Annotated in this window: 27 protein-coding genes; 11 read left to right on the forward strand and 16 right to left on the reverse strand. The window is 50.9% G+C overall.

What is annotated here, in order from left to right:
• Positions 1–56 precede the first annotated feature (56 nt).
• Positions 57–2,888, forward strand: coding sequence for an excinuclease ABC subunit UvrA (gene uvrA, locus BLW37_RS11545; RefSeq protein ID WP_091343019.1), 2,832 nt, complete (start codon positions 57–59; stop codon positions 2,886–2,888).
• Between the two features lie 79 nt (positions 2,889–2,967).
• Here uvrA and BLW37_RS11550 read toward each other — a convergent pair whose 3' ends face one another.
• On the reverse strand, positions 2,968–4,290 hold the full coding sequence (locus BLW37_RS11550; protein ID WP_091343021.1) for an ATP-binding protein: 1,323 nt from the start codon (positions 4,288–4,290) through the stop codon (positions 2,968–2,970).
• A 210-nt stretch (positions 4,291–4,500) separates the two neighbouring features.
• Between BLW37_RS11550 and BLW37_RS11555 the strand changes: the two genes are divergently transcribed.
• Together BLW37_RS11555 and BLW37_RS11560 are read left to right on the forward strand one after the other, a co-directional pair.
• Positions 4,501–4,830, forward strand: a complete 330-nt coding sequence (locus tag BLW37_RS11555; protein WP_091343022.1) for a type II toxin-antitoxin system RelE/ParE family toxin — start codon at positions 4,501–4,503, stop codon at positions 4,828–4,830.
• Positions 4,820–5,098, forward strand: coding sequence for a helix-turn-helix domain-containing protein (locus tag BLW37_RS11560; RefSeq protein ID WP_091343024.1), 279 nt, complete (start codon positions 4,820–4,822; stop codon positions 5,096–5,098). Before BLW37_RS11555 ends, BLW37_RS11560 begins: the two co-directional genes overlap by 11 nt.
• A 47-nt stretch (positions 5,099–5,145) precedes the next feature.
• Here the strand turns inward: BLW37_RS11560 and BLW37_RS11565 are convergent, their stop codons facing one another.
• From BLW37_RS11565 to BLW37_RS11580, 4 genes are all read right to left on the reverse strand, one after another.
• The gene (locus BLW37_RS11565; protein ID WP_091343026.1) at positions 5,146–5,697 is read right to left on the reverse strand and encodes a hypothetical protein; all 552 of its coding nucleotides are present in this window, start codon (positions 5,695–5,697) and stop codon (positions 5,146–5,148) included.
• A complete protein-coding gene (locus tag BLW37_RS11570) occupies positions 5,697–6,605 on the reverse strand; it encodes a hypothetical protein (RefSeq protein ID WP_091343027.1) in 909 nt (302 codons plus the stop codon). Before BLW37_RS11570 ends, BLW37_RS11565 begins: the two co-directional genes overlap by 1 nt.
• A gap of 197 nt (positions 6,606–6,802) precedes the next feature.
• The gene (locus BLW37_RS11575; protein WP_342744209.1) at positions 6,803–8,791 is read right to left on the reverse strand and encodes a DUF2075 domain-containing protein; all 1,989 of its coding nucleotides are present in this window, start codon (positions 8,789–8,791) and stop codon (positions 6,803–6,805) included.
• Positions 8,791–9,015, reverse strand: coding sequence for a helix-turn-helix domain-containing protein (locus BLW37_RS11580; RefSeq protein WP_091343031.1), 225 nt, complete (start codon positions 9,013–9,015; stop codon positions 8,791–8,793). Before BLW37_RS11580 ends, BLW37_RS11575 begins: the two co-directional genes overlap by 1 nt.
• Positions 9,016–9,103: 88 nt before the next feature.
• On the opposite strand from BLW37_RS11580, the gene BLW37_RS18625 reads away from it, so the two are divergent.
• Entirely contained in the window at positions 9,104–9,337 is a 234-nt protein-coding gene (locus tag BLW37_RS18625; protein ID WP_139243705.1) for a hypothetical protein, read from the forward strand.
• 43 nt (positions 9,338–9,380) lie between these two features.
• The gene (locus tag BLW37_RS11585; RefSeq protein ID WP_091343033.1) at positions 9,381–9,836 is read left to right on the forward strand and encodes a hypothetical protein; all 456 of its coding nucleotides are present in this window, start codon (positions 9,381–9,383) and stop codon (positions 9,834–9,836) included.
• Between the two features lie 25 nt (positions 9,837–9,861).
• Here BLW37_RS11585 and BLW37_RS11590 read toward each other — a convergent pair whose 3' ends face one another.
• From BLW37_RS11590 to BLW37_RS11605, 4 genes are all read right to left on the reverse strand, one after another.
• Positions 9,862–11,154, reverse strand: coding sequence for a type II toxin-antitoxin system HipA family toxin (locus tag BLW37_RS11590; protein WP_091343035.1), 1,293 nt, complete (start codon positions 11,152–11,154; stop codon positions 9,862–9,864).
• Positions 11,144–11,437 carry a helix-turn-helix domain-containing protein gene (locus BLW37_RS11595; RefSeq protein ID WP_091343038.1) on the reverse strand — a complete coding sequence of 98 codons (294 nt, stop codon included), beginning with the start codon at positions 11,435–11,437 and terminating at the stop codon, positions 11,144–11,146. Before BLW37_RS11595 ends, BLW37_RS11590 begins: the two co-directional genes overlap by 11 nt.
• A gap of 102 nt (positions 11,438–11,539) precedes the next feature.
• Positions 11,540–12,073 carry a DUF6942 family protein gene (locus BLW37_RS11600; RefSeq protein ID WP_091343040.1) on the reverse strand — a complete coding sequence of 178 codons (534 nt, stop codon included), beginning with the start codon at positions 12,071–12,073 and terminating at the stop codon, positions 11,540–11,542.
• Positions 12,070–12,972, reverse strand: coding sequence for a pseudouridine synthase (locus BLW37_RS11605; RefSeq protein ID WP_091343173.1), 903 nt, complete (start codon positions 12,970–12,972; stop codon positions 12,070–12,072). The genes BLW37_RS11600 and BLW37_RS11605 overlap by 4 nt, the downstream gene beginning before the upstream one ends.
• A gap of 122 nt (positions 12,973–13,094) precedes the next feature.
• Here BLW37_RS11605 and BLW37_RS11610 point away from each other — a divergent pair, with 122 nt between their 5' ends.
• The 3 genes from BLW37_RS11610 to BLW37_RS11620 all read left to right on the forward strand — a co-directional run bounded on the left by BLW37_RS11610 (position 13,095) and on the right by BLW37_RS11620 (position 15,821).
• Positions 13,095–13,451 (forward strand): RidA family protein, encoded by a 357-nt coding sequence (locus BLW37_RS11610; RefSeq protein ID WP_091343042.1) that lies wholly within the window; start codon positions 13,095–13,097, stop codon positions 13,449–13,451.
• A 102-nt stretch (positions 13,452–13,553) separates the two neighbouring features.
• The gene (locus tag BLW37_RS11615; protein ID WP_139243706.1) at positions 13,554–15,401 is read left to right on the forward strand and encodes a hypothetical protein; all 1,848 of its coding nucleotides are present in this window, start codon (positions 13,554–13,556) and stop codon (positions 15,399–15,401) included.
• Between the two features lie 21 nt (positions 15,402–15,422).
• Positions 15,423–15,821 (forward strand): DUF4920 domain-containing protein, encoded by a 399-nt coding sequence (locus BLW37_RS11620; RefSeq protein ID WP_091343045.1) that lies wholly within the window; start codon positions 15,423–15,425, stop codon positions 15,819–15,821.
• Between the two features lie 7 nt (positions 15,822–15,828).
• Here BLW37_RS11620 and BLW37_RS11625 read toward each other — a convergent pair whose 3' ends face one another.
• From BLW37_RS11625 to ccoG, 5 genes are all read right to left on the reverse strand, one after another.
• The gene (locus tag BLW37_RS11625) at positions 15,829–16,467 is read right to left on the reverse strand and encodes a thiol:disulfide interchange protein DsbA/DsbL (RefSeq protein ID WP_091343047.1); all 639 of its coding nucleotides are present in this window, start codon (positions 16,465–16,467) and stop codon (positions 15,829–15,831) included.
• A gap of 141 nt (positions 16,468–16,608) precedes the next feature.
• The gene (locus BLW37_RS11630) at positions 16,609–17,403 is read right to left on the reverse strand and encodes a putative porin (RefSeq protein ID WP_091343049.1); all 795 of its coding nucleotides are present in this window, start codon (positions 17,401–17,403) and stop codon (positions 16,609–16,611) included.
• Between the two features lie 181 nt (positions 17,404–17,584).
• The gene (locus BLW37_RS11635; RefSeq protein ID WP_091343051.1) at positions 17,585–18,223 is read right to left on the reverse strand and encodes a thiol:disulfide interchange protein DsbA/DsbL; all 639 of its coding nucleotides are present in this window, start codon (positions 18,221–18,223) and stop codon (positions 17,585–17,587) included.
• A gap of 81 nt (positions 18,224–18,304) precedes the next feature.
• Positions 18,305–19,300: a serine/threonine protein kinase gene (locus BLW37_RS11640; protein ID WP_091343053.1), complete on the reverse strand. Its 996-nt coding sequence runs from the start codon at positions 19,298–19,300 to the stop codon at positions 18,305–18,307.
• 55 nt (positions 19,301–19,355) lie between these two features.
• Positions 19,356–20,807, reverse strand: coding sequence for a cytochrome c oxidase accessory protein CcoG (gene ccoG, locus BLW37_RS11645; RefSeq protein WP_245785714.1), 1,452 nt, complete (start codon positions 20,805–20,807; stop codon positions 19,356–19,358).
• 132 nt (positions 20,808–20,939) lie between these two features.
• On the opposite strand from ccoG, the gene BLW37_RS11650 reads away from it, so the two are divergent.
• Positions 20,940–21,305: a hypothetical protein gene (locus tag BLW37_RS11650; RefSeq protein ID WP_091343055.1), complete on the forward strand. Its 366-nt coding sequence runs from the start codon at positions 20,940–20,942 to the stop codon at positions 21,303–21,305.
• 39 nt (positions 21,306–21,344) lie between these two features.
• On the forward strand, positions 21,345–21,773 hold the full coding sequence (locus tag BLW37_RS11655) for a DUF3010 family protein (protein ID WP_091343057.1): 429 nt from the start codon (positions 21,345–21,347) through the stop codon (positions 21,771–21,773).
• 42 nt (positions 21,774–21,815) lie between these two features.
• Here the strand turns inward: BLW37_RS11655 and BLW37_RS11660 are convergent, their stop codons facing one another.
• Both BLW37_RS11660 and BLW37_RS11665 read right to left on the reverse strand, forming a co-directional pair.
• Positions 21,816–22,169: a replication protein RepA gene (locus tag BLW37_RS11660; protein ID WP_228613709.1), complete on the reverse strand. Its 354-nt coding sequence runs from the start codon at positions 22,167–22,169 to the stop codon at positions 21,816–21,818.
• The gene (locus BLW37_RS11665) at positions 22,129–22,824 is read right to left on the reverse strand and encodes a nucleotide-binding protein (protein ID WP_091343058.1); all 696 of its coding nucleotides are present in this window, start codon (positions 22,822–22,824) and stop codon (positions 22,129–22,131) included. The genes BLW37_RS11660 and BLW37_RS11665 overlap by 41 nt, the downstream gene beginning before the upstream one ends.
• Positions 22,825–23,078: 254 nt before the next feature.
• Here BLW37_RS11665 and BLW37_RS11670 point away from each other — a divergent pair, with 254 nt between their 5' ends.
• The gene (locus tag BLW37_RS11670) at positions 23,079–24,836 is read left to right on the forward strand and encodes a hypothetical protein (protein ID WP_091343061.1); all 1,758 of its coding nucleotides are present in this window, start codon (positions 23,079–23,081) and stop codon (positions 24,834–24,836) included.
• The last annotated feature ends 65 nt before the right edge of the window (positions 24,837–24,901 follow it).

A 24,901-nucleotide genomic window follows, 5' to 3' on the forward strand; every position in this document is an offset into this window, starting at 1 on the left:
TATTTGTACAGTTTTTAATTGGCCAACCCGGCTGCCAGCTGCAGGTGACAGAACGCATGGATAAAATTTCGATACGTGGTGCCCGTACCCACAACCTAAAGAACTTTTCGCTCGATATTCCACGCGATAAATTGATTGTGATCACCGGCTTGTCCGGTTCGGGTAAGTCGTCGCTGGCGTTTGATACCCTCTATGCCGAAGGCCAGCGCCGCTATGTTGAATCCTTATCCGCCTATGCCCGCCAGTTCCTTAGTCTGATGGAAAAGCCGGATGTCGATCACATCGAGGGTTTGTCCCCAGCCATTTCGATTGAACAAAAGTCCACCTCGCACAACCCGCGCTCTACGGTGGGTACCATCACCGAAATTTACGACTACCTGCGGTTGTTATTCGCCCGGGTGGGTGAGCCGCGTTGCCCGGAGCATGATGTGCCGCTGGCGGCCCAGACCATCAGTGAGATGGTGGATAAAGTGCTGGCACTGCCGGAAGGCAGCAAAATGATGGTGCTGGCGCCTGTGGTGCAGGACCGCAAGGGTGAGCACGTTAAGCTGCTGGAAAGCCTGGCGGCGCAGGGTTACATTCGGGCCCGTATTGATGGCGAAATTTGCGACTTAAGCGATCCGCCCACGCTGGAGCTGCACAAAAAGCACAGCATCGAAGTGGTGATCGACCGCATTAAAGTGCGGGCCGATATCCAGCAGCGGCTGGCCGAATCGCTGGAAACTGCCTTGCAGCTCTCCGGTGGTGTGGTGCGGGTGGCCGATATGGACGACCCCAGCAAAGAAGAGCTGGTGTTTTCGGCCAATTTTGCCTGCCCCACCTGCGGTTATTCAATGACCGAGCTGGAGCCGCGGATGTTTTCCTTCAACAATCCGGCCGGCGCCTGCCCCAGTTGCGATGGCCTGGGGGTGAAGCAATTCTTCGATCAGGCCAAAGTGGTCAGCAACCCGGCGCTCAGCCTGGCCGGTGGGGCCATTCGTGGCTGGGATAAACGTAGTTTCTATTACCACCAGATGCTGCTGTCGGTGGCCGAACATTACGACTTCTCCGTTGATACGCCTTTTGCTGATCTGACGAAAAAACAGCAACAGGCCGTGTTGTACGGCAGTGGCAGCACAGCCATTGATTTTAGTTACGTCAATGATCGCGGCGATGCGGTGCGTCGGCGCCACCCTTTTGAAGGCATTATTCCGAACATGGAGCGGCGCTACCGCGATACCGAATCGAACTCGGTGCGCGATGAACTGGTAAAATACATGGCCAGCCAGCCCTGCCCCAGTTGTAATGGCAGCCGGCTGCGCGAAGAAGCGCGCCATGTTTTTATTGGCCAGACCAATCTGCCGATGGTGACCGAGCGCTCGATAGGCGATTGCCTGGATTTTTTCCAGCAGCTCAGCTTAACCGGCCAAAAAGCCAAAATTGCCGAAAAAGTATTAAAAGAAATTCAGGACCGACTGCGTTTTCTGGTCAATGTCGGCCTGAACTATCTGACACTGTCGCGCAGCGCTGAAACCCTGTCTGGCGGTGAAGCCCAGCGCATCCGGCTGGCCAGCCAGATTGGTGCGGGTTTGGTCGGTGTGATGTATGTGCTGGATGAGCCTTCGATTGGCCTGCATCAGCGCGATAACGATCGTCTGCTCGGCACCCTGACCCATTTGCGCGATCTGGGCAATACCGTCATTGTGGTCGAGCACGATGAAGACGCCATCCGCACCGCCGATCATATTCTGGATATTGGCCCGGGCGCCGGTGTGCATGGCGGCCAGGTGGTGGCACAAGGCACGCTGGAGGACATCAAAGCCTGTGAGTCCTCCATCACCGGCCAGTACCTCAGCAACAAACGGCGCATTGAAGTGCCGACAGCGCGCACGCCGCTGAGCGACAAGTGGCTGAAGGTGTTAGGCGCCAGTGGCAATAATCTGAAAGGCGTTGATTTGGCCATTCCCTTTGGCTTGCTGACCTGCATCACCGGTGTATCCGGCTCCGGCAAATCCACCTTAATCAACGACACCCTGTACCGGGTAGCACACAAGGTGCTGAATAAAGGCGAAGGCAGCGATGCGGCGCCGCATAAAGCCATCGAAGGGCTGGAGCATTTTGACAAGGTTATCGATATCGATCAGAGCCCGATAGGCCGCACGCCACGTTCCAATGCTGCCACCTACACCGGCATTTTCACCGGCGTGCGTGAGCTGTTTGCCGGTACTCAGGAAGCGCGTTCGCGTGGTTATCAGGTGGGGCGTTTTAGTTTTAACGTGAAGGGTGGTCGCTGCGAAGCCTGTCAGGGCGATGGTGTGATTAAAGTGGAAATGCACTTTCTGCCCGATGTCTATGTGCCGTGCGATGTTTGTAAGGGCAAGCGCTACAACCGCGAAACGCTGGAAGTAAAATACAAAGGCAAGAGCATTCACGAAGTGCTGGATATGACGGTGGAAGATGCGCTGGCGTTCTTCCAGGCCATTCCGGCCATTAACCGTAAACTGCAAACCTTGATGGATGTGGGGCTGTCGTACATCAAGCTCGGCCAGTCGGCTACCACCTTATCCGGTGGTGAAGCCCAGCGGGTGAAGTTAGCCCGCGAGCTTAGCAAGCGCGATACCGGTAAAACCCTGTACATTCTGGACGAGCCCACCACCGGCCTGCACTTTTACGATGTGCAGCAACTACTGAACGTGCTGCACCGGCTGCGCGATCATGGCAATACTGTGGTTGTGATCGAGCACAATCTGGATGTGATCAAAACCGCCGACTGGATTGTCGATTTAGGGCCGGAAGGCGGCAGCGGCGGTGGCGAAATTCTGGTGGCCGGTACGCCGGAGCAAGTGGCTAAGTGCAAAAAATCTTTTACCGGGCATTATCTGAAGCCGTTGCTTGGGGCGTTGAGATGACATTTGAGGGCTGTGGTATCAGCTTGCCTGAAAGGGCACTGTCAAGCCAACGCTGGCAGTGCTGAAACCTGATGGAGTTTTATTTCAGCAGATGTTGCTTGAACGCATGGGCAGCGTAGTAAAGTGGATAAACTAGGTCGCGTTGCTCCAAAGTTGAAGAGCCTTGCGTACCGGTAAGTTTGATGGTTTTTATCGGTTTGCATTTTTGGGTATAAGATTGCAACGATCTGGCCCTGGTTCGTTTACCGCTCTTCACCTCAATGGGGATGATTTGGCCGGTCGGATCGGCCAGAATGAACTCAATTTCAGCTCTGGCATCGTTCCAGCTAAAGGTGGGTTCAACACCCAGCGCAGCAAGCTCCTGCTGGACGTAGTTCTCAGCAATATAGCCCTTATAATCGTAGTTTTGTTGTTTAATTTCCAGATAGTTTACCCCTAGCATATGGTTAAGCAAGCCGACATCAAATAGAAACAGCTTGACCATATTGTCTTTTTTATAGGCTGCCAGCGGACTCCGTGGTGTACCTTCGAGCGGGTAGTTTTTCAGAACCAGCCGACATTTTTCCAGCCAGACAATGCCGGTTTCCAGCTCCTGATAGCGCGACTTGCGCGCATATACATCTTTAAATTTGAAACGTTTCACCGATTCATCCACCACCGCCGCCAATTGCGATGGTACCGCCATAAACACGGCCTCAATCAAGGCCGCGTCTACTTTGCCGGCATACTTACCAAAATCCCGTACATAACCTGCCAGTAGATCGGCCTGCACCTTGGTGACGGCTTTCACCCGCTCCAGTATGCTCTGATCTGCTAGCTTGAACCATAGATCCACAGCTTCGGGCATACCGCCGGTAAAGTAATAGTCGGTCAGCTTGTCAAACAACCGGCTGTGCGCAGCGGTGGAGTTTTGTGCTGCATCATAAACCTTCACTAGCGCTGGCTCTCCTGATGCCACTAAAAACTCGCGAAAGGTCAGCGGCCGTAAGTTGTATTGCTCTACCTTGCCTACCGGAAAGGTATTGAGTAAACCAATATTTGAGCCACTGGCCGCCACAAAGGCTTGTGGGGTTTTCTCAGCAAAGTACTTTAAAGCGGTAACAGCGCGTGGACATTCACCAATTTCATCCAGGATCAATAAGTCGGTTTGCAGATTAAACGGTTGGCCGGTTAGCAGCTCAATATTGGTTAGTACGTCCTGCGGCATTAGGGAACCGGCAAAAGCATCAGCCATCTGAGGTGATTCCAGAAAGTCGATACGCAGTACCTGTGGGAAGCGCTTGCCAAATAAGGTTTGCAATAAATAGGTTTTACCGCATTGGCGGGCACCGTCGATTAACAACGGTTTGCGCTCAGGCTGCTCTTTCCAGCTCAACAGCTCGGTCAATAAGGCTCGTTCCATGAAAGACTCCGTGCTTGACAACTTCAACAGTTATACACTTTTATGCGCATTAAAACAATTGAACTTGCATTTTTATGCGCATAAAAATGTTTTTTTTTACAAAAATATGCGCATAAAAACGTTTTTAGAGGGGCGCTTAAGCTGCTGAAATGATCCAGCTGGACAGTGAGGTTATTGAGGGTTATCATATAAGATAACTGAAGGAGCTTTATGGCTTGGAAGATTAGCTTTTATTCTGGTGTAGAAGATCAGATTCTGAACATGCCAGCGAAGCTTCAGGCAAGAATGCTTAAATTACTGGAGCTCATCGAGAAGCATGGTGCTAATTTGGGTGTTCCGCACACTGAGCCCATGGGTGATGGATTATTTGAGATCCGGGCGAAAGCACAAGAAGGAATTGGGCGCGGGCTGTTTTGCTACCTGAAAGGTAAGCATATACATGTACTGCATGCCTTTGTGAAAAAGTCTCAGAAAACACCCATCAAAGAGTTAGCACTTGCCCGGCAACGGCAAAAAGAGGTTCAAAACCATGAGTCTTGAAACATTAAAGCAGCGAGCCTTAGCGAACCCTGAGGTAAAAGCTGAATATGACCAGCTCGAAGGTGAGTTTTCGCTGATCGATCAATTGCTGTCGATGCGCACCGAGGCCGGTTTAACCCAAACACAGGTTGCTGAAAGAATGCAGACCCAGAAAAGCAATGTAAGTCGACTAGAAAGGGGCAATGCCAACCCCAGCTGGGCAACGCTGACCAAGTACGCACATGCTTGTGGTTATCAGCTAACCATTAAGCCGATAAAAGCACGTTGAGGCCGGCTGGGCAGAGCAAGATTGCCAGATTATTCCTTACCCTGCCATCAATTGCGTGGCCTTGCCTTTAGGTGCCGTTCAAGCCGTTCCATTTCCTCTGATGTGCCTCTGCTAACAATCCTTCGAACCTCGGGATCAAAGCACAATGTCGTACTTCTTACCCAGGCCTCCATCGTAACCCGATTAGGTAGTAAGGTCATTGCAGGGCAAGGTGTGAAACCTGCGGCCTCCGCTTTGCTCTGCCAGTGAGACGTAATAAAGTGGCTGCCAACAAAAATTACTACTAATCCGACTACGGCAAAAGACGCCAGAATTTTCTCTGCTTTTTTAAAAAAATGTGTTTCTGTCTGGAAAATGCAACGATACATAAAGTAAAGCAGAAATAGTAAAGCGCCCGCAAAAGCACCAACAATGATCCCGGGACTATACCCATGCATACTGCTGATGATGATTAACTGTGATTCGCTTGCTATAGAAGTAGCATGCTGCTGCCACCCCCGATTCAGCAGGACAGTCGCAGCAATACCCATGGCAAGCATGAGGAAAAAAGCGAACAGTGAGGTGGCGGCCAGTTTTATTCTCTGATGTTGATGATTCATTACCGTAACCTGGGTTGTAACAGGGAGTTCAGGTAGCTACGCAAAGTCAGTGATAGCTGTCGTCTGACAGCGGTACCAGTCGAGCTCAGAACATAGTAAAAACCGGATGCAATATCTTGTTTTAGCTTTTCTTCTTTCTGCTCTAATTGCTTGATTAAGGCGTTTGTAATGCCAAAATGTTGGTCTGCTTCAAATAACAACAAAGCTGTTCCAACAGCCATCACTAAACCGAGTGCTATAGGAACAACTGCGATGGTTGTGAGTGTTGCTGCAATAGCACCAATGGCATAACCAGCTGCACTGGCAATCACGGCTTTCACGATATCTGTACTGATGGTTCCCAGCCAATGAGTCCAGCGAAACTCATCTGCAAATAACCAGCTAAGCGTATTAATTGTGACTGAAAACAATACTGAGATGAAGATACCACCCTTCGCTGATGATTTAAGCGCCTGGCCGCCAACACCCATGCTCATCACTTTGGTGTTGGTGGAAAGATAACGTGTCCCTGTTAAAACCTGCCTTAAACCAGCCCGGCCTTTAAAAACAATATATTGCTTGCCGCCGCTAACCTGCACATAGTAACGGCCAAAAATACTTCCGGAGCGCTTCATATCCATAGCCAAGGCATTGAGAACCCGGACTTGAGCACCGGCAGCTATCGCAGTGCCACCAAATTCTCTGCTATATAGATCAAACTGAGTTGCCAGTGATATCCCTGTTAATTGTTCAAAAGCTTCTGATATTTGCTGCGGGTTTTTGCCTTTACTTTTTTGTTCAGCGGCCCACAACTGAACCATTTCCTGGATGTTCAGAACATAGATATCGTGCTGGTTTTCTTTAAAAGCGGTTTCCAGTTCTTTTCGAGCGGAATAAGAATGAGGCTGTGCCATAGCTTTATCATCCATGATTTCTGTTTAAAAAATGATTAAATCATGTGAATTAATTTAATTCAAGAAGAAGTGGTATTTTGAAGGAGGTTTCGAAGTGTTTACCACCATCCGGCACTGAATAAGCAATTTAGCAGATGCTGTGTTGTCAGTAGCTTCAGGTGGATACGCTCAATTTGAATCGTCTGGTAAGGGCAGCTCTGAATAGGAAAAGTTTAGTTTTTCAATGTTGGCAAGCCACAGGCCTGTAAAAATGCGTAGGTGCCATCGTAGAAAGACGTTTTACGGGTTGAGTCGGCATCATTACCCTCAGGTACAAAAATTACCATCCCTTCGCGGGCCCGTGTTAATAACACACGGTAGGCGTTTTCCAAGTACTGTTGCTGTACTCGCTGTTGTCTTTTCTGCCACTTTGATCCAGCAAAGCGCCAATGTTGGAACCCGTTATCGGTAAAACGCAGATCAGCGTCCCATGCAACTAAAGCCCAATCAAGCTCCAAGCCCTGCACGTCAAACTCTGTGGCAGTATCCTCTAGAAAGTTACTTGAGCGTATATCGTTCGGCGCTGCTAAAAACCATTTCTCAGCCTCGATGGTATTTTTGACAAAAACTCCTTCTGCTTTTAAACGAATTGCATTGGAGGACGCCAGCAAACCTGAACGACGGTTGGCTAGTGTTTGCTGTTTTAACCAATCCCTTGATTGAGCCAGATCGCGGCTAAGCACGATTGGGTATTGGCTTGCTATGGTTGAATAAACCTGTTTGGCCCTATTGGCATCACCTGCAATCAGATAATGAACAAATGAAGATAGGTTTTCAGCGCGAAATGAGCGCATGGATGTTGCTAAGTGCAAGCTTGTTTCCTGTTGAAAATGCTTCAACGTTGCTTGTTCAATACCGTCATTGACGTATTCACCCGTTAGCAGGTTGGGGGAGCAGTAAACGTGCCAGTGTGAAAAACTGTGCTCAATGGCTTTAAACCAGCCAAGAATACCCGCCTCACCGACATTAATTTCTTGTCCGCCGCCGATAAGGGCAATGATCACTGCCCAGTCTTGATGGCGATCCATGACCGAAATTAAAAACTCTGGCTCGGACATGTTGAAGTCGAACAGGCCACGTTTTTGTTGCATAAACTTGGCCGTTTGCTCTAAATCCCAAGCGCGTTGTGCTTCATCAAAAATAGCGACATGCTCGGGTGGCTTTGCTTGTTCCTTGATGTACTCGTCTCGGAAGCGGTGAATGTTTTGAATGAAACTTTCAACGCGCTGGCGCGCTTCTTTTTTAGTAATTGGTTGAGTATTAGGTTCTAGTTGACGAGAACGCTCAGCTTGGAACAAGTCCTGTGCTAGTGCCTCTTGTAGCACGGCAACCAGAGGCCCATTGCCACTAAGAAATACCGAGTATTCATCATCATTCGGGTTGGCGTGTTGATTTGCGATGTTCAAGCCAACTAATGTTTTACCGGCACCAGGCACGCCGGTGACAAAGCAAATGACTTTTTGCTGTTGCAGTCGTGCTCGGTGAATGATTTCAAAGAGTTTGTGGCAAGTTTTTCTGATGTTCTCACTGCCTGCTTCTGACCGAGTAATATCGACCACATCATGTTTGGCATAAAGTGCCTGCGCAGCCTCTACGATAGTCGGCGTTGGCTTATACGATGCTGCAAGCCACTGCGCGATATCAAAGGGCGAAGCAGCCAATTGCTGGTTCACTGAACTGAGAAGGGTAGCTAGGTTGGTGCCGTTACAACACAAAACCGATGCAACCTGTTCTTGGCTGAATGTGAGTGAAGTAAACTCTTCAGTCGCTTTGGTACAAACTAAGATAGGAACTATCGGCAGGTGATGGCTTCCTTCATGGAAGTGCTTGAGATCTAAAGCATAACCAGCAGTTTGTGCTCGATCCGCATAGCTGTATGTGTTTGCACCTACTTTAAACTCAAGGACAAAAATAATCCCATCAAGGACAAGTACCACATCGGCTCTGCGCCCCATTCGTGGGATCATAAACTCAAAAAACAGCTGGCCTTGCTGTGAGGTGGCTGAGAATGTCTGTTTCAGCAAGCTTATTTGTGCAATCCACGCTTGTGTTTGTGAGTGCAGCAGATCTTGTCCATGCAATGGTGTGATCTGCCCAAGAATCGATGCCTGATCAGCAGCTAAGAATTCAGGGATGGATGCTGTGAAGTAAGCGCGGCTCATCAGCTGAACTCCGGTACATTAAAAAGCTCAGCCACTGAGATCTGCAACGCATCTGCTATCAACACAATGTTTTTAAAGCTCACATTGCGTTTGCCTCGCTCAATACCACTGATGTAAGTGCGATCCAGCTGGGCCCTAGCACCTAATTCTTCTTGACTGATGCCTTGAGCCTGCCGCAGTTGCTTGATGCGTAAACCGAATTGTTGCAAAGCGTCCTGATGCATTGCTCATTTCCTATAAGATAAGAGCTTACATCCTCAGTCGATGTGACTTATAATGCTACGGACTATAAGTCACGTTGCGGGTTTTCTTATGTCCATATCTAGTTCAAATAGCGATTACTTTGAATTGCTTAGTGGGCATTTAAAGGCAATGTACTGCATTGACTTTGACGATACTGGCTACACGAAGGAGGAGTGGTTAGCTCAATTTGGAGAGCTTGAGCTGGATGATGCAATTGAGGAGTATGCGCAGAAATATGCGTTAATTCCACTCAATGAAGTAACAACGGTTTCTAGTTGTGAATTTAATTTACAATCTGTTTAATGCTATTATTTAGAGCATAATCAATGATTACTAAGGACAGTAGATGACCCTTGCACAGGTTGATGACAACGGTTTACTAAAACAGCGCCGTCTGGCGGTGCCGGTATGGCTAAAATTTGCGGGTTGTTTGGTGCTGAGCTTTTATGGTGTCGTTTTCCTGTTTGCCACGATTTATCTGCTGGGCGGTGATGCGTCTACTTCCTTTACTTTCTCGGATTATACGCTGCAACATCCATTCAGGGTGCTTGCAATGCTGTGGGGCGGGTTTGCTTTGATGGCCATATGCTTTTATGGATTGCTGCGCGGGCACTATGCCGGTCTGATAAGTTGCCTGGCGCTGAGCTATCTGGGGTTGGCGGATGCGGTGTATCGTTTTGCAACCACAGGGACCTTGGATCTAACCCTTCTGATTTACCTTATTGTTCTTACCCAGCTGCATAAGATTTGGCGGCGTTGGCGCAAGCAAATTACGCATAGTGATAGGCTTTGTTCTACCTGAACATTGCCCCATGCTGTAAGCCCGCTTAACCTAACAATACCTTGTTATCCTGCCGGCAGCGTTCCAACTGGGTGGTAACAGCCTTGATGGTCTGCTTTGACACGTCCAGTTCTTTCGCTATCGGTCCAAACTGCTGAATGGTGTCGGCAATGAATTGCAGTTGCTGCTGCGCTTGGCGCCAGTCGTTGTAACCACTGCTGGCAGCGAGTTGTTGAATGGTTTTCAGCGGCGGCGCTTTGCCAAAGCCGCCAAAGGCGGTGGCGTGCTCATTGAAAGGATGAGGACTAAAGGTTACATCGTAGAAGGGCGCTGGTTGCCACTGCCCCTGGTCATTTTGCAGGAAAGCCCAGTTTTTACTGTGATCGTCCTGATTGCAGGCCAGTAAATTAAACATCGCCCGACGAAATTGTAATTGGCCGGCGGCAGGCGACTTACAAAGCTGGCGGCTGGCTTTGATCAGGTCCAGGTAATCCAGACTCGGTGTTCGAAAATCTGCATCCAGCAGGCCGCATGCACTGTGCAGATGCAAGCGGCCTGGGTTTCCCTCTACGGTGGGCGCTAGCCAGTCAAAACGTTTCAGTGCCAGCCAGCGACGCGGGCCAGCGGGGGTGATAAGGTCGATCAGATGCCACTCGGGCGGGCGCAAATTCGCTTTGGCTGCCATGGTCAGGTAGGCAGCCTCACAGCTTCCTTCTTCATGGCCGAGCGGTAACTGCTGTGAGGTAAACTTTACCAGCCAGGCTTCATCACCTGCTATGGGGTAAGTCCGGCAATGCTCTGGCTCACCGGCCTTCAAGTAAAGTTGTGCTTTGGGCCGGGCTCCGCCGGAGCTGCCGGCCACAACCAGTGCGGCCAGCACATCTTCGGTCTGGCCATCAAAAAGAGCCTGCGCCTCCATCCCCAATGTTGCCAGATCGGTTTGTGCAGGATGCTCAGCCCGATAGTCAGAAGCTGGCGCATAACTTAAAGCGCCCATGCCACGGTTACCGACAAAAGCCAGCCGATCCATGGCGGTTAGCTGGCTGGGTAAAATACCATGCTGCCGGAATGTCCGGTCTTGCAACAAGAGACCCCAGCCGTCCGGTAAACTGTCGGCAAAAACTCCGTGCAGGCCGGCATGCGGCTTGGCAGGTGCGGGCTGCAGTTGATGGGTTGCTGGCAAATAAAAAGGGGAAAGTGAGCCGAAATGATGAAGATAGGCCGGTTCGTATTGGAAAAAAACGCCCTGACGATTTTGCACCAGCACTCCCGCCTGCACTTGTTCGCCATTGGCCAGTGTTCTGCTCACCGTGAGTTTTTGCACTGGTTTAAAAGGCATCGTCCAGTACCTCTGCAATGGAGTTGGGCAGCTTAGCCATGCGGTCTGACTGGCGGGTCAAATCGTACAGGCGCTTTAAATCGTCCAGGCTCTGCCAAAGCAACAGCAACTGGCGCAGCGAAATTTGGCCGGTTAACTCAAACTTTTTAATGGTTGGGGCGGGTACCGTGCTGCGTTCTGCCAGCGCGGCGCGCGATAAGCCCGCCTGTTCACGCAGCTTGCGCAGGTGGTCTGCAAAAGCCCTTTGCACATCGGTATCATCCAGCAGGAGTAAAGCCGTCATGGTTGCACCGGTTTGGATATAATAATATCCATTGTAGCGTATTTTCGTCCAATATGGATATTATCATATCCATTCAAGCTGAGGTGCTGCCGCAGTTAGCAGCTACGGCACTTTACCAAGTGCCGCAATCAGGTTACAAAGCCTGGCCAGTTTATCATTGCTGAGCTGCCGGTAGTCAAAATAAGGGCACACCAGCAGGTGCTGCGTTTTATCCATGGCAAATTCGTGATCCAGCCAGTCGAGCTGGGCAATAAGGCCGCCAGCCAGCAGCGCTTTGGCGTGGGTGCGGCCTGCGATGATATGCAGGGTGTTCTGCGTCGGATCCAGCTGTGGCGCGCTAAACAGCAGCGCTGTACTGCTGCCTGCTTGCAGCAAGTGCTGGTCACGATAGCTTTGCCAGCTGGTGCTGGCTTGTTTCAGTGGCTGCAGAGCTGCTGGCAATGCCAGCACCAGTTTGGCGTACACATTAAAGAGTTTACGCCAGCCATTGCCACAGGCCTGATTGATGCTGTCGATTTCGCCGCGTGCAAGGGGCTGTACCCCGGCTAAGCTGGCGTATTCCTGCATTGGTGGCCGCTTGGCGACGTAGACTCTCAGTTGTGCATTGGCATCGCCCAGCCCGATAGCGCTGTTCATACTGGCCGCTCCTGCAGTTCAAAGCCGGACTCAAAATGCCGGGCCTCGCCAGTGGCTGGGTCGGTGAAGCTAAGCTGTTTGGCCAACAGCTGCAAGGGCTGACTGAAATTGGGGGCCTGTTTGGGCAAAAGCTCGGGGTAATAGCGATCGGACAAAATCGGTACGCCAAGGCTGAGCATGTGCAGCCGCAGCTGATGAGTTTTGCCGGTATGGGGCTGCAATTGAAAGAGCCCCAATTCACCACTGCGCTCAGTCAGCTCGATGCTGGAGCGGGCATTGGGCTCGCCTTCGGCGATGCGGTTGATAAAGCCGGGGGTGGCTTTTTCGATGCGGTTTTCAATTTGCCAGCGCTGCGGCAAAGCGGCTATCTGCAATTGTGGAGACAGCCTGGCCACTGCCTGATACTGCTTCTCAATGCTACCGCTTACAAACAACTGGTAATAACCGGGGCGGCTTTTGGGGTTTAACGAAAACAGCACCAGGCCGGCGGTATCGCGATCCAGCCGGTGCACTGGAACCAGATCGTCAAGGCCGGTATCTTGTTTGAGGCGTGCCAGCAGGCATGCATTGACGTAATCGCCGCCTGGCGTCACTGGCAGGAAGTGTGGTTTATCCGCAATCAGGATATGGTCATCCTGGTATAAAATGTGATGTGCAAAGGGGATCACCGGTTCTGCCGTGACTTCGCGGTAATAACAGACCCGCCGGCTGGGTAAAAATGGTGTCTGCTCGCTGATCAGCTCCCCCCGATGCCAGTGCACCTTGCCTGCTGCAATGCGCTCACGCCAGATGGCATCACCAATGTTCGGAAAGCGCTGGCATAAAAACTCGAACACGGTACTACAGCCGTTGCTGGTGGGCGGCAAAGTGATTTCAGAGGCAGTTTTGGCGATCGACACGGCAGTTTCAGTCAGGTTGCTGGGGTACCAGCTTAGCACAAAAGCAGCTTTGATGCTGGTTAGGTGCTTGGTGTTTTCGGCTGGCTATGGTACTAATCTGTTTTTTCCAGGCAGGAGCTTTTATGCCCATTCAACGTCTTAACCCAAGCCAGCGCTGGTCGGATGCCACGGTCTTTCATGGCATCGCTCATTTTGTCGAAGTGCCGGAGGATACCAGTGCCGATATGGCCGGCCAGGCCCGGCAGATTTTTCAGCAGGCCGAGCAAACCCTGGCTGCCCTTGGCAGTGATCACAGCAAGTTGCTCAGTGCCACCATTTACATTACCGATAGCAGCCAGGTCGATGCTTTTAACCAATGCTGGGATGCCTGGTTACCGGCAGGGTGTGCACCATCGCGCGCCTGCATCAAAGTAGAACTGCTGGATCCGGCCATGCTGGTCGAAATTGCTTTTGTGGCAGCTTGCAGTGGCGACAGTTAACACACAGCGGCTGGTTGGCGCTGATGGAATGCTTTGCTATTCAAAAGGCTGAACGCTAGTATGATAAAAATCAGTACCTTATTTCATGTCCCGGGGGTAAAAATGATGGTTCGGTATGCTTTGGCTGTCGCCGCTTGTTTGGTTGCACTGGTACTGACCGGCTGTGGTGGTGACAGTGAGAAACATGTGGTGCAATTGCAGTTGCTGGTGACCGAAGGCCCTCTTAGTACAGCTCATCCGGAGCAGTATCGCTATGTGATTGCAACCGCCCGTAATGCTGATGGCGATCCCCTGGTGAATGCCAGCATCGAGTTCCACACCACGCTGGGTAGTTTTGATAATGATACTGTGATGCGTCGTAAGGTAATGACCACATCACGCGGCAATGCCGATGGCTCCGGGCGGGGAGAGGCCCGGTTACGGCTTTATCCGGGCGCTGCTGCCGGCATTGCCCAGGTGAGTATTTTCAGTAATGGCCAACAACGCAGTCAGTCCGTTGTGATTGAGGCGGGTGAGAACGGCGATCCTTTGACCGAGGTACACCAGCTCGGGTTATCCTTGTCTGTGTCGTCTTTAACCGTGGCTGGGACGACAGGGCAGGAAACCAGCATTGTACGGATTGAGTTGCAGAGTGCGGATGGGCGGCGGGTGACTACGGCAGATGAGCAACAGGCGAACCTGCGTGTCAGTATGATCACCCGACCTGGTGGCGGAGAATCGCTAAAGCCATTACCGAACCCGCAGGAGCAGTCTGGCAGTCATCTGCTGGAGCTGGCAACAGAGCAGGGGCTTGGCCAGGTCCTGTTAACGGCAGGAACTTTACCGGGTGTGATTGAGTTACTGGTGGAGTTTTTACCTTCCCTGAGTGGGTCAAACCCTTTGCTGGTTCAGTCCAGTCGCATTAATGTGGCCTCCGGCCCGGCGCACAGCATTGCAATCAGTTACCCGATTCAGAATGCTATTCAGGATCTGGGCAACGGTTTCTATCGCCGTAAGGGAGGACTGCAGGTGACCGACCGCTATGGCAATGCCGTTGCTGATGGCACCGTCGTTAGCCTGGGCGTGCTCGATACGGTACTGACATCAAATATCCCACCGGTGCTGGATTATGGCTTTAGTCAGAATGTGTTGTATACCAATGCCGGCATTCGGGCAGGTGAGGCCAGCTTAACGGATGTTGAGAACAGTTTGTTTCAAAGTGCTTATGTGAAGCACAACGGTATCCAGCGTTTTATTGAGCCCAATGATCGGGTGCTGTTACTGAACAGTCCGGCCAGAGATAAAAGCCGCTTTGTTGCGCAGCTGTCTCCTGAAGCTATTACTACCACAGCTGGCTTTTTGCAGGATCAGGATGCAGTGCAGTACCTGGTGGGAGCCGCCTTAAAAGGGCTCCAGGTAGCAGGAGAAAATACCGCAGGCGAATTGCTGCCGGGTCGGGTGCAAACCCTGACCGGTGCCGGCACCTTTTATCTGACGTATCCGGCCAACCGGCACACTCTGGGGCTTGGTTGTCAGGATCCGCAGTTGGATACACGCTATGAGCCTGTCGGATCAGCCCAGGTGTGGCTGATTGCCCAGGTTAGCGATACCGATGCGGCTGTCGTGGACAACCAAGGGTGTTACAGTGCCTTGCTGAATTTCCAGTTGCGTAACTTATCCGGTGTCAATAGTTTGAGTGAAACAGCCACGCTATCACTTGATGTGCGCGATGCAGCGGATATTCAGCTACCCTTTATTGAGATTAAAGCGCAGGTAAGCTATACCCGGAATCAAGGTAGCTTAGAGGTTTCAGTAGGTTTATGTGAAGACCGTCTTGATCGCCGTACCAATACAAATGGAGCCTGCGCCTTGCCAATCAGTATTCAGGGTGGTCAAAGCGGTGACAGGGCACTGGTGCAACTTAGCGTAACTGGTGGCAACGCCATTGAGCTTGATGTAGCCATTCCATGATAGTGAAGAGGAAAACAGCAAATGAATTGGTTTATAACACCTATCGCCGCTGCCAGTTTTGCCCTGGCTTGTGCCCAGTCAGTCATGGCGGCAGAGCCGGTACAGTTTGGCGGCGAAGTGCAGCAGGAAAAGCTGGTAGCCTTAAGCAGCATCTTGGCGGCTCCGGCACAATATCTTGAACAGGAAGTGACGGTCCAGGGCACCATTGCCGCGGTCTGTGAGAAAATGCACTGCTGGATGCGTTTCGAAACGACTGAGCACCAGCCGTCGTTTCGTATCAAAGTGCGGGATGGCGATATGGTGTTTCCAGTTAGCGCCAAAGGAAAAACTGCGTATGCGACCGGTACCCTGCAGCCCTGGCCGGGAGGCGACACACCGCGCTATCAGCTGGTGCCGACAGCCGTAGTGATTGAACCTTAAAGGTACGTCAGTCGGTTTTGCTCAGCAGGTACGTCAGTAATTGCTCCAGCTCCTGCTGGTAATTGCGTGGGTTCAGGCTGTTGTTATTAACACGGTACTTGCCATTCACCACGAAAGTTGGCACGGCCGAGACTACACGTTGCCGCGCTAGCTCGCTTTGCTCATTACGCATAGCGGTAGAGGCAGCTCTGACACTGAAACTTTGTAGTCTGCCATCGTAGATTTCTGCATCGATACCAGCCTGTAAGGCGAGGTTGCGCACATCCTGTGCCGACTGGATGGGAGCTCGCTGGCTATGCAACCGGTTAAAGACAGCTGTTGAAAATGCATCACCATCACCCGCAGCAACAGCTGCCAGATAGCCATGCTCTAACGCTTGCTGGATTTCTGTGCTGGCACCAGCCATAAACCACATCACTTTACGAAACCGCACCTGCTCAGGCAGTTGCTGACTGAACGTCTGCACAAAAGGCTCAATGGCTGCACAGGCGCCGCAGTAATACGAGAAGTACTCTTTGACTTCTGGCTGAGCGCTTGGGGTGCTAGCAATCACATCGTAATGCCTGCCCTGTTGAAATGGCTGCGTCCAGGCCGATACAGATGTTGTCAGTAACAGCAGGAAAAAAAAGCGAGCTTGTAATTTCATTGTAAGTGTTTGTTGTTATTTTGCTGTGTTTTGCATTGTCAGGTAGTTTGCTCGGTGCTGCAAGTAAAACAGATGAAATGCACTCGGAAGACAGCAAAAAGGGCACCGCAGTGCCCTTTATAAGTTGTTCAGTTCTATTGCTTAGAACTGACCTGTCACACCGAAATGCCATACTTTCAGGCCAGAGACATCACGGTTGCTGCCGTAGCCAGCTGCCAGTGCCCAGTTCTGGTTGAAGAAGTGCTTGGCTTTGAAACCGTAGCTCTTGCTGCGATCGTAGCTGACAGCAACAGAAGTCATGCGGCTGAAGTAGTAACCTACCTCGGCTTCCCACTGATTGTCCGCACCCTTGATACGCTCGTAGGCGGCACCAACCGTGATAAAGCGATCGTCACCTAACGCAGCAAAGTACTTACTGCTGATGCCCTGGTAGTCGAAGTCATCATCGGTGCTAGCGGTAAAGCCGATGTAATCGTTGCCTTCCAGCTGCAGATTGTAGCTGGCAGAGAACTCGTATGAAGTGCTGCCACTGCGAGGACGAATTGCCTCAGCGCGGATAATGAAATCATCGGAGAACAGGTAGCCTAAACCCAGGGTGTTGGCATGGAAGTCGCTGCTGCGCAGATGACCCGCGGAAACAACAACACCGGAATCGGTAAAGTATTCACCGCCAAGGGCATACAGGTTGGTGCTGAATGCGCGGGCATAACCTGCCTGAATATTGGATGTTTTGTTAATGTATTCAAATTGATCCAATGGGCCCAGTACGGTTTTGCGATCCAGGAAGTAGGTACCTTCCAGAGCACGAACATTGGAAGAGCTACCGCTGTGACGCATGTGGTCCCATTCCAGAGATGAAATCAGCTGATAATCGTTGGCTACAGCAGAAGCAGAAGCGGCGACCGCGATAAAAGGAAGTGCGTATTTAAACATCATTGTTGTCCTTGTCCTGTGGGTTCGGCGGCGGATTCTAAGGACAATGCTTTGTAGTGTAAAGTCGCAAAAGTGTAAAATAATGTAATTCGTTGTGAGTTCGAGTGTTTTTTAAACGTTTCGGTGGATTGTTGAGCGGCTGAAACTATAAACCAGGCCGTTGGCACGGCCTGGTGATAAAACCTTAACCGGTCTTTTGCAGCAGATAATCGACCAGTTGCTCCAGCTCGGCGGCAAAGTTGCGGCTATCCAGGTTGGCATTGTTGATTTTGTATTTGCCGTTGACCACAAAGGTCGGTACCCCGGTCAAAACCCGGGCACGCGACAATTCGTTTTGCTCATTGCGCATTACAGTCGCGCCCATTCGGACCGAGAAGCTGTTAATACGGCTGTCGTAGTCTTCTGCACTGATACCCACCCCCAAAGCGATGGAGCGAACATCGTTGTCGTTACGGATTTGCTGACGCTGACGGTGAATGTGGTTGAACACTGCGGTAGAGAACGCATTGCCTTTTTCCAGCGCATTAGCGACCAGGTAGGCCCGGGCCAGGGTATTTTGCACTTCCGGCGAAGCGCCACGAACGAAATCGACATGCACTTTTTTAAACTGCGCTCCTTCTGGCAGGCTTTCACTTATTTGCTGCACCAAAGGCTCGATCGAGGCGCAACCACCGCAGAAAAAGGAAAAATATTCTTTAAACTCGGGTTTGCTGGTGGCTTGCTCAGCAATTACCTCATAGTGTTTGCCTTCAACAAAGGTTTGCGCAAATACCGGAGTACTGAGCAATACGGCAGTAAACAGGAAAGCGAACAGCTTTTTCATTCTCGGGTTTCCTTCAAAAAGTACGACTGTTGTTTCGGCCTAGCCTAGCAAAAAAGCAAGAATTTGCCCATGGCTGGCCGATTAAAAACCAGGTTGCAGCGACAAAGGGGGCTGGCGCAGTTGAAACAACTGCTCTTTCAGCACCAATGCCTGCTGCTCCCAGTATTTGTCTGTCGCAAACCATGGAAAGTTCATTGCAAAAGCCGGATCATCCCAGCGCCGTGCTAACCAGGCCATGTAATGAATCATACGCATGGCCCGCAGCGGTTCGATCAGTTTTAGTTCTACCGGGTTAAAATCGCAGTACTGCTGGTACTCTTCCAGCATGGTTTCCAGATACAGCAATTGATCGGAGCGCTCCCCGGACAGCATCATCCAGAGATCCTGGATGGCCGGGCCCATTCGGCAATCATCCAGATCAACAAAAAATGGCCCCTGTTGATCAATAAACAAATTACCAGCATGGCAATCACCGTGCACCCGGATCAACTCCTTTGGTTGGTATTGGTTGGCCGCTTCGGCAATCACTTGATCCAACGCGGTAAAAAATGCCGATTGCATATGTGGTGGGATCTGGGGGCATTGCTGCAAGGCCTGCCGGCTTTGATGCAGGTGGCTTTCGACACTGAAGGTTGGGCGGTGTTGAAACACTTTGCTTTTACCCACCTGATGCAACCGGCCAAGAAAACGGCCCAGTTGTGCCAGCTGTTCTTCGTTGTCGGTCTCCAGTGAGCGGCCGCCCCGGCTTGGAAATAGTGCAAAATAACCACCTGCATAGGGCAGTACCGATTGGCCATGTAGGCTGACGGGTGCCACCACTGGCACATCTGCGGCCAGCAGTTCACGGGTAAAATCATGCTCTTCCTGCAACTGTTGCAGGCTCCAGCGTTGCGGCCGGTAAAATTTCACCACCCAGCGTTGTATTGTTGGCTGTCCCGGCAATTCGCCACGGAATTGATAGACCCGGTTCTCGAAGCTGTTCAGCGCCGTTAAACCGGAATCGATGGCCAGGCCAAGCTCCTCCAGTGCATCCAGCACGGTGTCCGGGGTTAAATCGGCAAAACAAAAGGCAGACATAAAGTTCCTAAAGTCGCTGCAGGCAAAATAGGCAGCGACTATAACACGAAGGGAGCTAGCGTCTGGAGAAGAAACGGTTGGTTTGCGACACTTCAATATCTGGCTGCCCTTCCACCCGCACGGTAAAGGTGATATCGGAAATGGGCTGCGTCAACTCCCAGGGATCGGCCGCCAGGCTGATGGGCAGGCTGGCCGTTTCCCCACCGGCCACGGTCAGCTCGGTTGGACCTATCCAGCGAACCTCATCCAGGCCTGAGACAGAGAAAACAAAGGTTTGTTGTTGCTGTGATTTATTAATAAGGCGCAGGGTATAGGTGTTTTCCACCCAGCCTTCGCTGGTATCGCGGAACAAGGCCCCGCGGTCTCGCAGAATATCAAACTCCAGCGGCTGCCGGCTATAGAGCGTATAGACAAAAGCCAGGCAAACAATCACGAGCACGGTAAAATAACCGAGCAGTTTGGGTCGCAGTATATGAGCTCCCTTGCCTTGAAGTCGGCTTTCAGTTGTGTAGCTTATCAAGCCTTTCGGATAGCCCATTTTTTCCATGGTATCGTCGCAGGCATCGATACAGGCACCGCAGTTGATGCACTCGTATTGCAGGCCATTGCGAATGTCGATGCCGGTTGGGCAAACATGGACGCACAGGTTGCAGTCGATGCAATCCCCCAAGCCTTTTTCTTTGTATGCGGTATCCTTGCGGCTGCGCGGGCCGCGGGTTTCACCACGGCGTTTATCGTAAGCCACAGTAAAGGTATCTTTATCGAACATGGCCGACTGAAAGCGAGCGTATGGGCACATATGAGTGCACATGATTTCACGCATCCAGCCGGCATTACCATAGGTGCAGAAGGTGAAGAACAGCACCGCCAGCGTGGCCCAGAAGCCGGATTGCAGGGTGAAGAAATTCAAAAACAGCTGATCAATCGGCGTAAAATAGCCGACAAATACCAAGGCGGTCAGCAAGGCAAAACCAACCCAGCAGAGGTGGGTAAGAAATTTTTTACTGAATTTACTGAAACTCCATGGCTGTTGGTCCAGCTTCATGCGTTGGTTACGACTGCCCTGAATTTTTTCTTCGAACCACATAAATATAAAGGTCCAGACGGACTGTGGGCATAAATAACCACACCAGACCCGACCATAAAAGGTGGTGACAAAAAACAACCCATAGGCAGCAATGATAAAGATCCAGGCCAGAATGGTGAAGTCCTGCGGCCAGAGAGTCAGGGCATAGATACTGAATTTTTGTTCTGCGATATTGAGTAAAATTGCCTGCTCGCCGTTGTAACGCAGCCAGGGCAGCAGCATAAACAGGCCCATAAAGAAAAAGCCCATGTAACGGCGAATCGCCTGATGCATGCCTTTCATGGCCCGCACATAGATGCGATCACGTGATGAGTAGCGACCTGGTGGAGTTTTTCCTGGCGTATGCAGCTGAACGTCTACCGGGATATTTTTTACATCAATTTTGTCCGTCACACTCACCTCGGCCATGGCATTTTTCATCAGGCAACTAGCCTGCAGTATATCACTTCTTTGGTGGCTGTTCAGGAACATCACTTTTACTTTGTTGCAATGCAGACAATTGAGTCAGCAATCAGGTATGATCAAGTCAACTGTTTCGGGTAAGGTGTAATCATGAAACCGCTTATACTGATCTTGTTAGTGATCCTGTTGTTGGCGACATTTTCGGATCATCCCAGAGTGAGCCCTTACAAAGAAAAATTGATTGAGCAGATTTACCAGATAGCTGGTTCATCCAGCCGCTCTGGTGAAGCTCAGGCGTTACGCAACATCAACCACCTCTTTACTGAGCTCGGCAAAGAGCTTGGAGAGGGGCAGCGTGCTCAGTTGCAGCGGGCCGCGTCTTCGAAGCAGGAGCTGTTGTTATTCCGGCAGCGCTATTGCATCGATGGCGACTTCAACCCCCTGCTGTTTGGCGAGCCACTGCGAAAAGCCTGTGGAATTATCAACAGTCAGTATGACATCCTGATGCGCCAGTAAGCTTGCGATACATCAAATAAATTACTTTAGGAGACGCTGATGCGTGTTTGTGGCATAGAGATTAAAAGCAACGAAGCCATTATTTGTTTGATGACGCTGGAGCAGGGGTTGTTTCAGTTGCCGGATTGCCGCCAGCAACGTTTTGTGTTGCAGCACGACAAAGATGCCGAAGCTATGCGCAAGTTTCAGTTTACACTGCAAAAGTTCTTTCAGGACTATCAGGTCCGTCAAGTGGTGATCAAAGAGCGGCCACAAAAGGGGAAGTTTGCAGGTGGTGCTCTTGGCTTTAAGATTGAAGCAGCGCTGCAGTTGCTCCCTGATGTTGAGGTGGCGCTGCTATCTGGTCAGCACATCAAAGAGCAACTAAGCCGTAACCCGCTGCTGATCGATTTTAAAGCCACCGGATTGAAAGGGTTTCAGCAAACTGCTTTTGAAGCGGCGTACGCCTGGTTGCACCATAAAGAATGATGAGCTTTCATCCTGAAGCTTTATCCAGAATCAGGATGAAAACTAATTAGAGCCAGTTTTGCCTGGCGGAGGCGGCACGGGCTCTACCACCACATCCGGCCTTTGGCTGGCTTGCTGAATGGCTTGCAATACCAAATGCCGGATAATCTTAGACTTCGCCTCACCGGTCATTTCACTCAGTTGATTTAAGGCTTCAATCGCTTCCGGGCTCAGCGTAAAAGTGGCATGGCGCATTGGCAGCCGCGGTCCACTTTCCTCGTCTGGTAGTAGCTGACGCAAACTCACCACCTTGGGCAAGCCCATGGCGTAGTTGTTGGCGTCATCAATAAATTCGTCTACATTGACCGACCGCTTTTCAGACGGCGTAGACTTTTTTCTCAGATCCCTCAGCCCCATCTTCTTGTATCGCCTTCATTGACAGCAGTTCAGTAATAATGTCCCGGATTTCGACAGCCGCTTTGCCATCCGGATCGATGTCCATCACTGATAAGCCTTTCTCTTCGCTGTCATCATAGATGTTACGGCTGTAGGTGATGGCTTCAAGCACCCGTAAGTTGAATGACTTACAGACTTCTTTGGCATCCAGAATACGGTTGGCCTGATTTGGCAGCGATGGACATTGTGTCATCACACAGCCAACAATCATATCCGGATTGACCACATTGCTGGCACTGACCAGGTCTTCCAGATGCTCCAGTGTTTTCAGATCGCGTCGCTTGGGCCGTAATGGCAGCAACACATGGCTGGCAACCACCATGGCAGAGCGAAGCGCCACACTGTCCTGGCCACCGCAGTCTACCACGACCACATCGTAATGCATTTCCAGACTTTTTAATTCGTAACGAATTTTGCCATACATCTGCACGCAGTTTATCCAGGGTAAGTCAGGATTCAAATGCCTTTCCTGCACCCAATCCGATGTGGTGCGCTGTGGGTCACAGTCTACCAGCATCACATTGGCTTGCTTTTCCCGGGTAAAGTACACTGCGATATTCTGCGCCAGGCAACTTTTACCGCTACCGCCTTTTTCTCCACCGACCAACAGAATCATCAGCCTTTCCTCATGTTGCAATGAACAGACAACGGCCTGCAAATTGGCCTATACTTGAGTATAGGTGCTAAATAAGCATTCAGCGAATCAGGCTGACTTTTTTCTTTTTAATGACTTAAGCCACACTCTATAGAATGATGGCCTGTGTACCTGATGTAATAAATGCGCAAAAAACATGCAGGAAAGGTTTCCTGTTTCTGCAAAAACGAAGTATTCTATAATGCTCAGTGGTAAAAAGTGAGAGCGGGTAAGCAATGGCAAATTACAGTGAAGTGAAAGCAGTGTGTGAGCGGTTGCAGCGGGAAGGTCAGATCATCACTCTGGACCTTTTGGCAAAACATCTGGATGGCAGCCGCTCCAGCATCGTGGTTCATTTTGATCATTGGTGTAGTGAAACCCAATACGTACCAAAGCAGGGCAAGCAGGACACCGCAGCCTCCTCAGGCAAGGGGATGGCGTCGCTGAGTGCGTTAACGGATAAAGTGCCGGGTTCTCTGAGTAAGATGATCAATTTCAGCAAGAAAATGATGAAAGATAAAAGCTCTGCATCAGAGGCTGACAAACCAAGGGCTGAGGTGAGCGAGACTCCATCAAGTGAGCTGAAACAAAAAACAGAGTCCGACTTACCGGCGATAGATGCTGCCCTTACGGATCCACCGGCGGATAATAAGCCGGTAGCAAAGTCGATGGACGATGCCATTGTTCGTGCTGCTGAGGCCGTCAGCAAGCCAAAACAAGACAAAGCGATTGCGCAAGAAACAAAAAAACAAGCAGTTGCCAAAGAAGACAAAGAAATAGCCGCCCAGCAGGTGGCTACCCCATCAAAAGCAGCAAGAGAGGCTGACGTGACGACATCATCTGAACCAACCAATGAGCCTGTTGCAAGTGACGCTATGGTGTCGCAATTGGAGATGCATATCGAAGAGCTGGAACAGCAGCAGCAAGATCTGCAGCAGGAAATTGCCCAGCTACGCGACAGGGCGCGCGAGTTGACTGAAGACAGTGAAGATCTGCATCAGCAGTTTACCGATGCGCAGCAACTAGCGATTGAGCGTCAGAAGGCCCTGAACGAATTGCAACAAAGTCTGGTGCAGCACCAAGCTGAGCTGAACCAGGTCAAAGATCGGCTGGCGGAAGCAGAACAGCAACGTGATGAAGCCACTCAGGCAAAACGCCAGGGCGATGAGCAGTATGAGTTACTTGCGCAGAAGCTGGATGCTCTGCAGATGGCGAATGCTGAGCTGCAGTCGCAGGCTGGCTCTAAGCATGCCGAGCATGTCAGCCAGTTGGAAGAAAAGCTGGAGCAAACGCAGAAAGAGCTTGCCTTGCAAAAGCAGGAGCTGCCGGTGCTTGAACAGCAACTGCAAAAAGCAGAGCAAGCCAGCGCCACCTTGCAGAAAAAGCTGGATGAAGCCAGCCAGCACTACCAACAGCTGGAAGCTAAGCTAAAAGAAAGCGAGCAAAATGCTGCTGATCAGGGGGGGAACCTGGCGCAACTGCAGCAGGAGCGGGATGATGCCAGGCAGCAACTGGAAGATGTGATTGCCGCCAAAGACGAGATGGCTGATCAACTGAAAGAGCAGGCACTGCAAATTGAACAGCTGTCCTCCAAGCTGCCGGAAATGCGCTCACAGCACGAGTTTGTGGAGCAGGAGCAAGAGCTGCAACGTTTACGGTCACGCTTGCAGGTGATGGAAAGTAAGATTGCTCACCTGCAAAATACCAATCAGATGCTCAAAGAACAAAGTGAAGTGACGGCCGGCCATCAGAGCCGTCAGCGTGAAACGATTAAGTTGCAGCGGGAAGAGAACAAGCAGTTGCGTGAAGCGCAGCAGCAGTATCTGCAGGAAAAAGAGCAGCTGCAACAGCGATTGGCAAAGATGGAAGAGCAACTGAGCTTTGTGAAGAACAACTCGACCTCGACCATAGAGCGATTGACCTTGTCCAACCAACAGGCACAACAGCGTATCGCTACACTGGAGCAGCAACTGAGTAAAGCCGGTATTGCATAGTTAAGTACTGGCGCGAACAGGGTGCTTTAGACCTTCATTATGCCCATCCTGAACAAGCTTCTGGA

It is taken from the genome of Alkalimonas amylolytica (genome assembly GCF_900107845.1).
Lineage (GTDB): Bacteria > Pseudomonadota > Gammaproteobacteria > Enterobacterales > Alteromonadaceae > Alkalimonas > Alkalimonas amylolytica.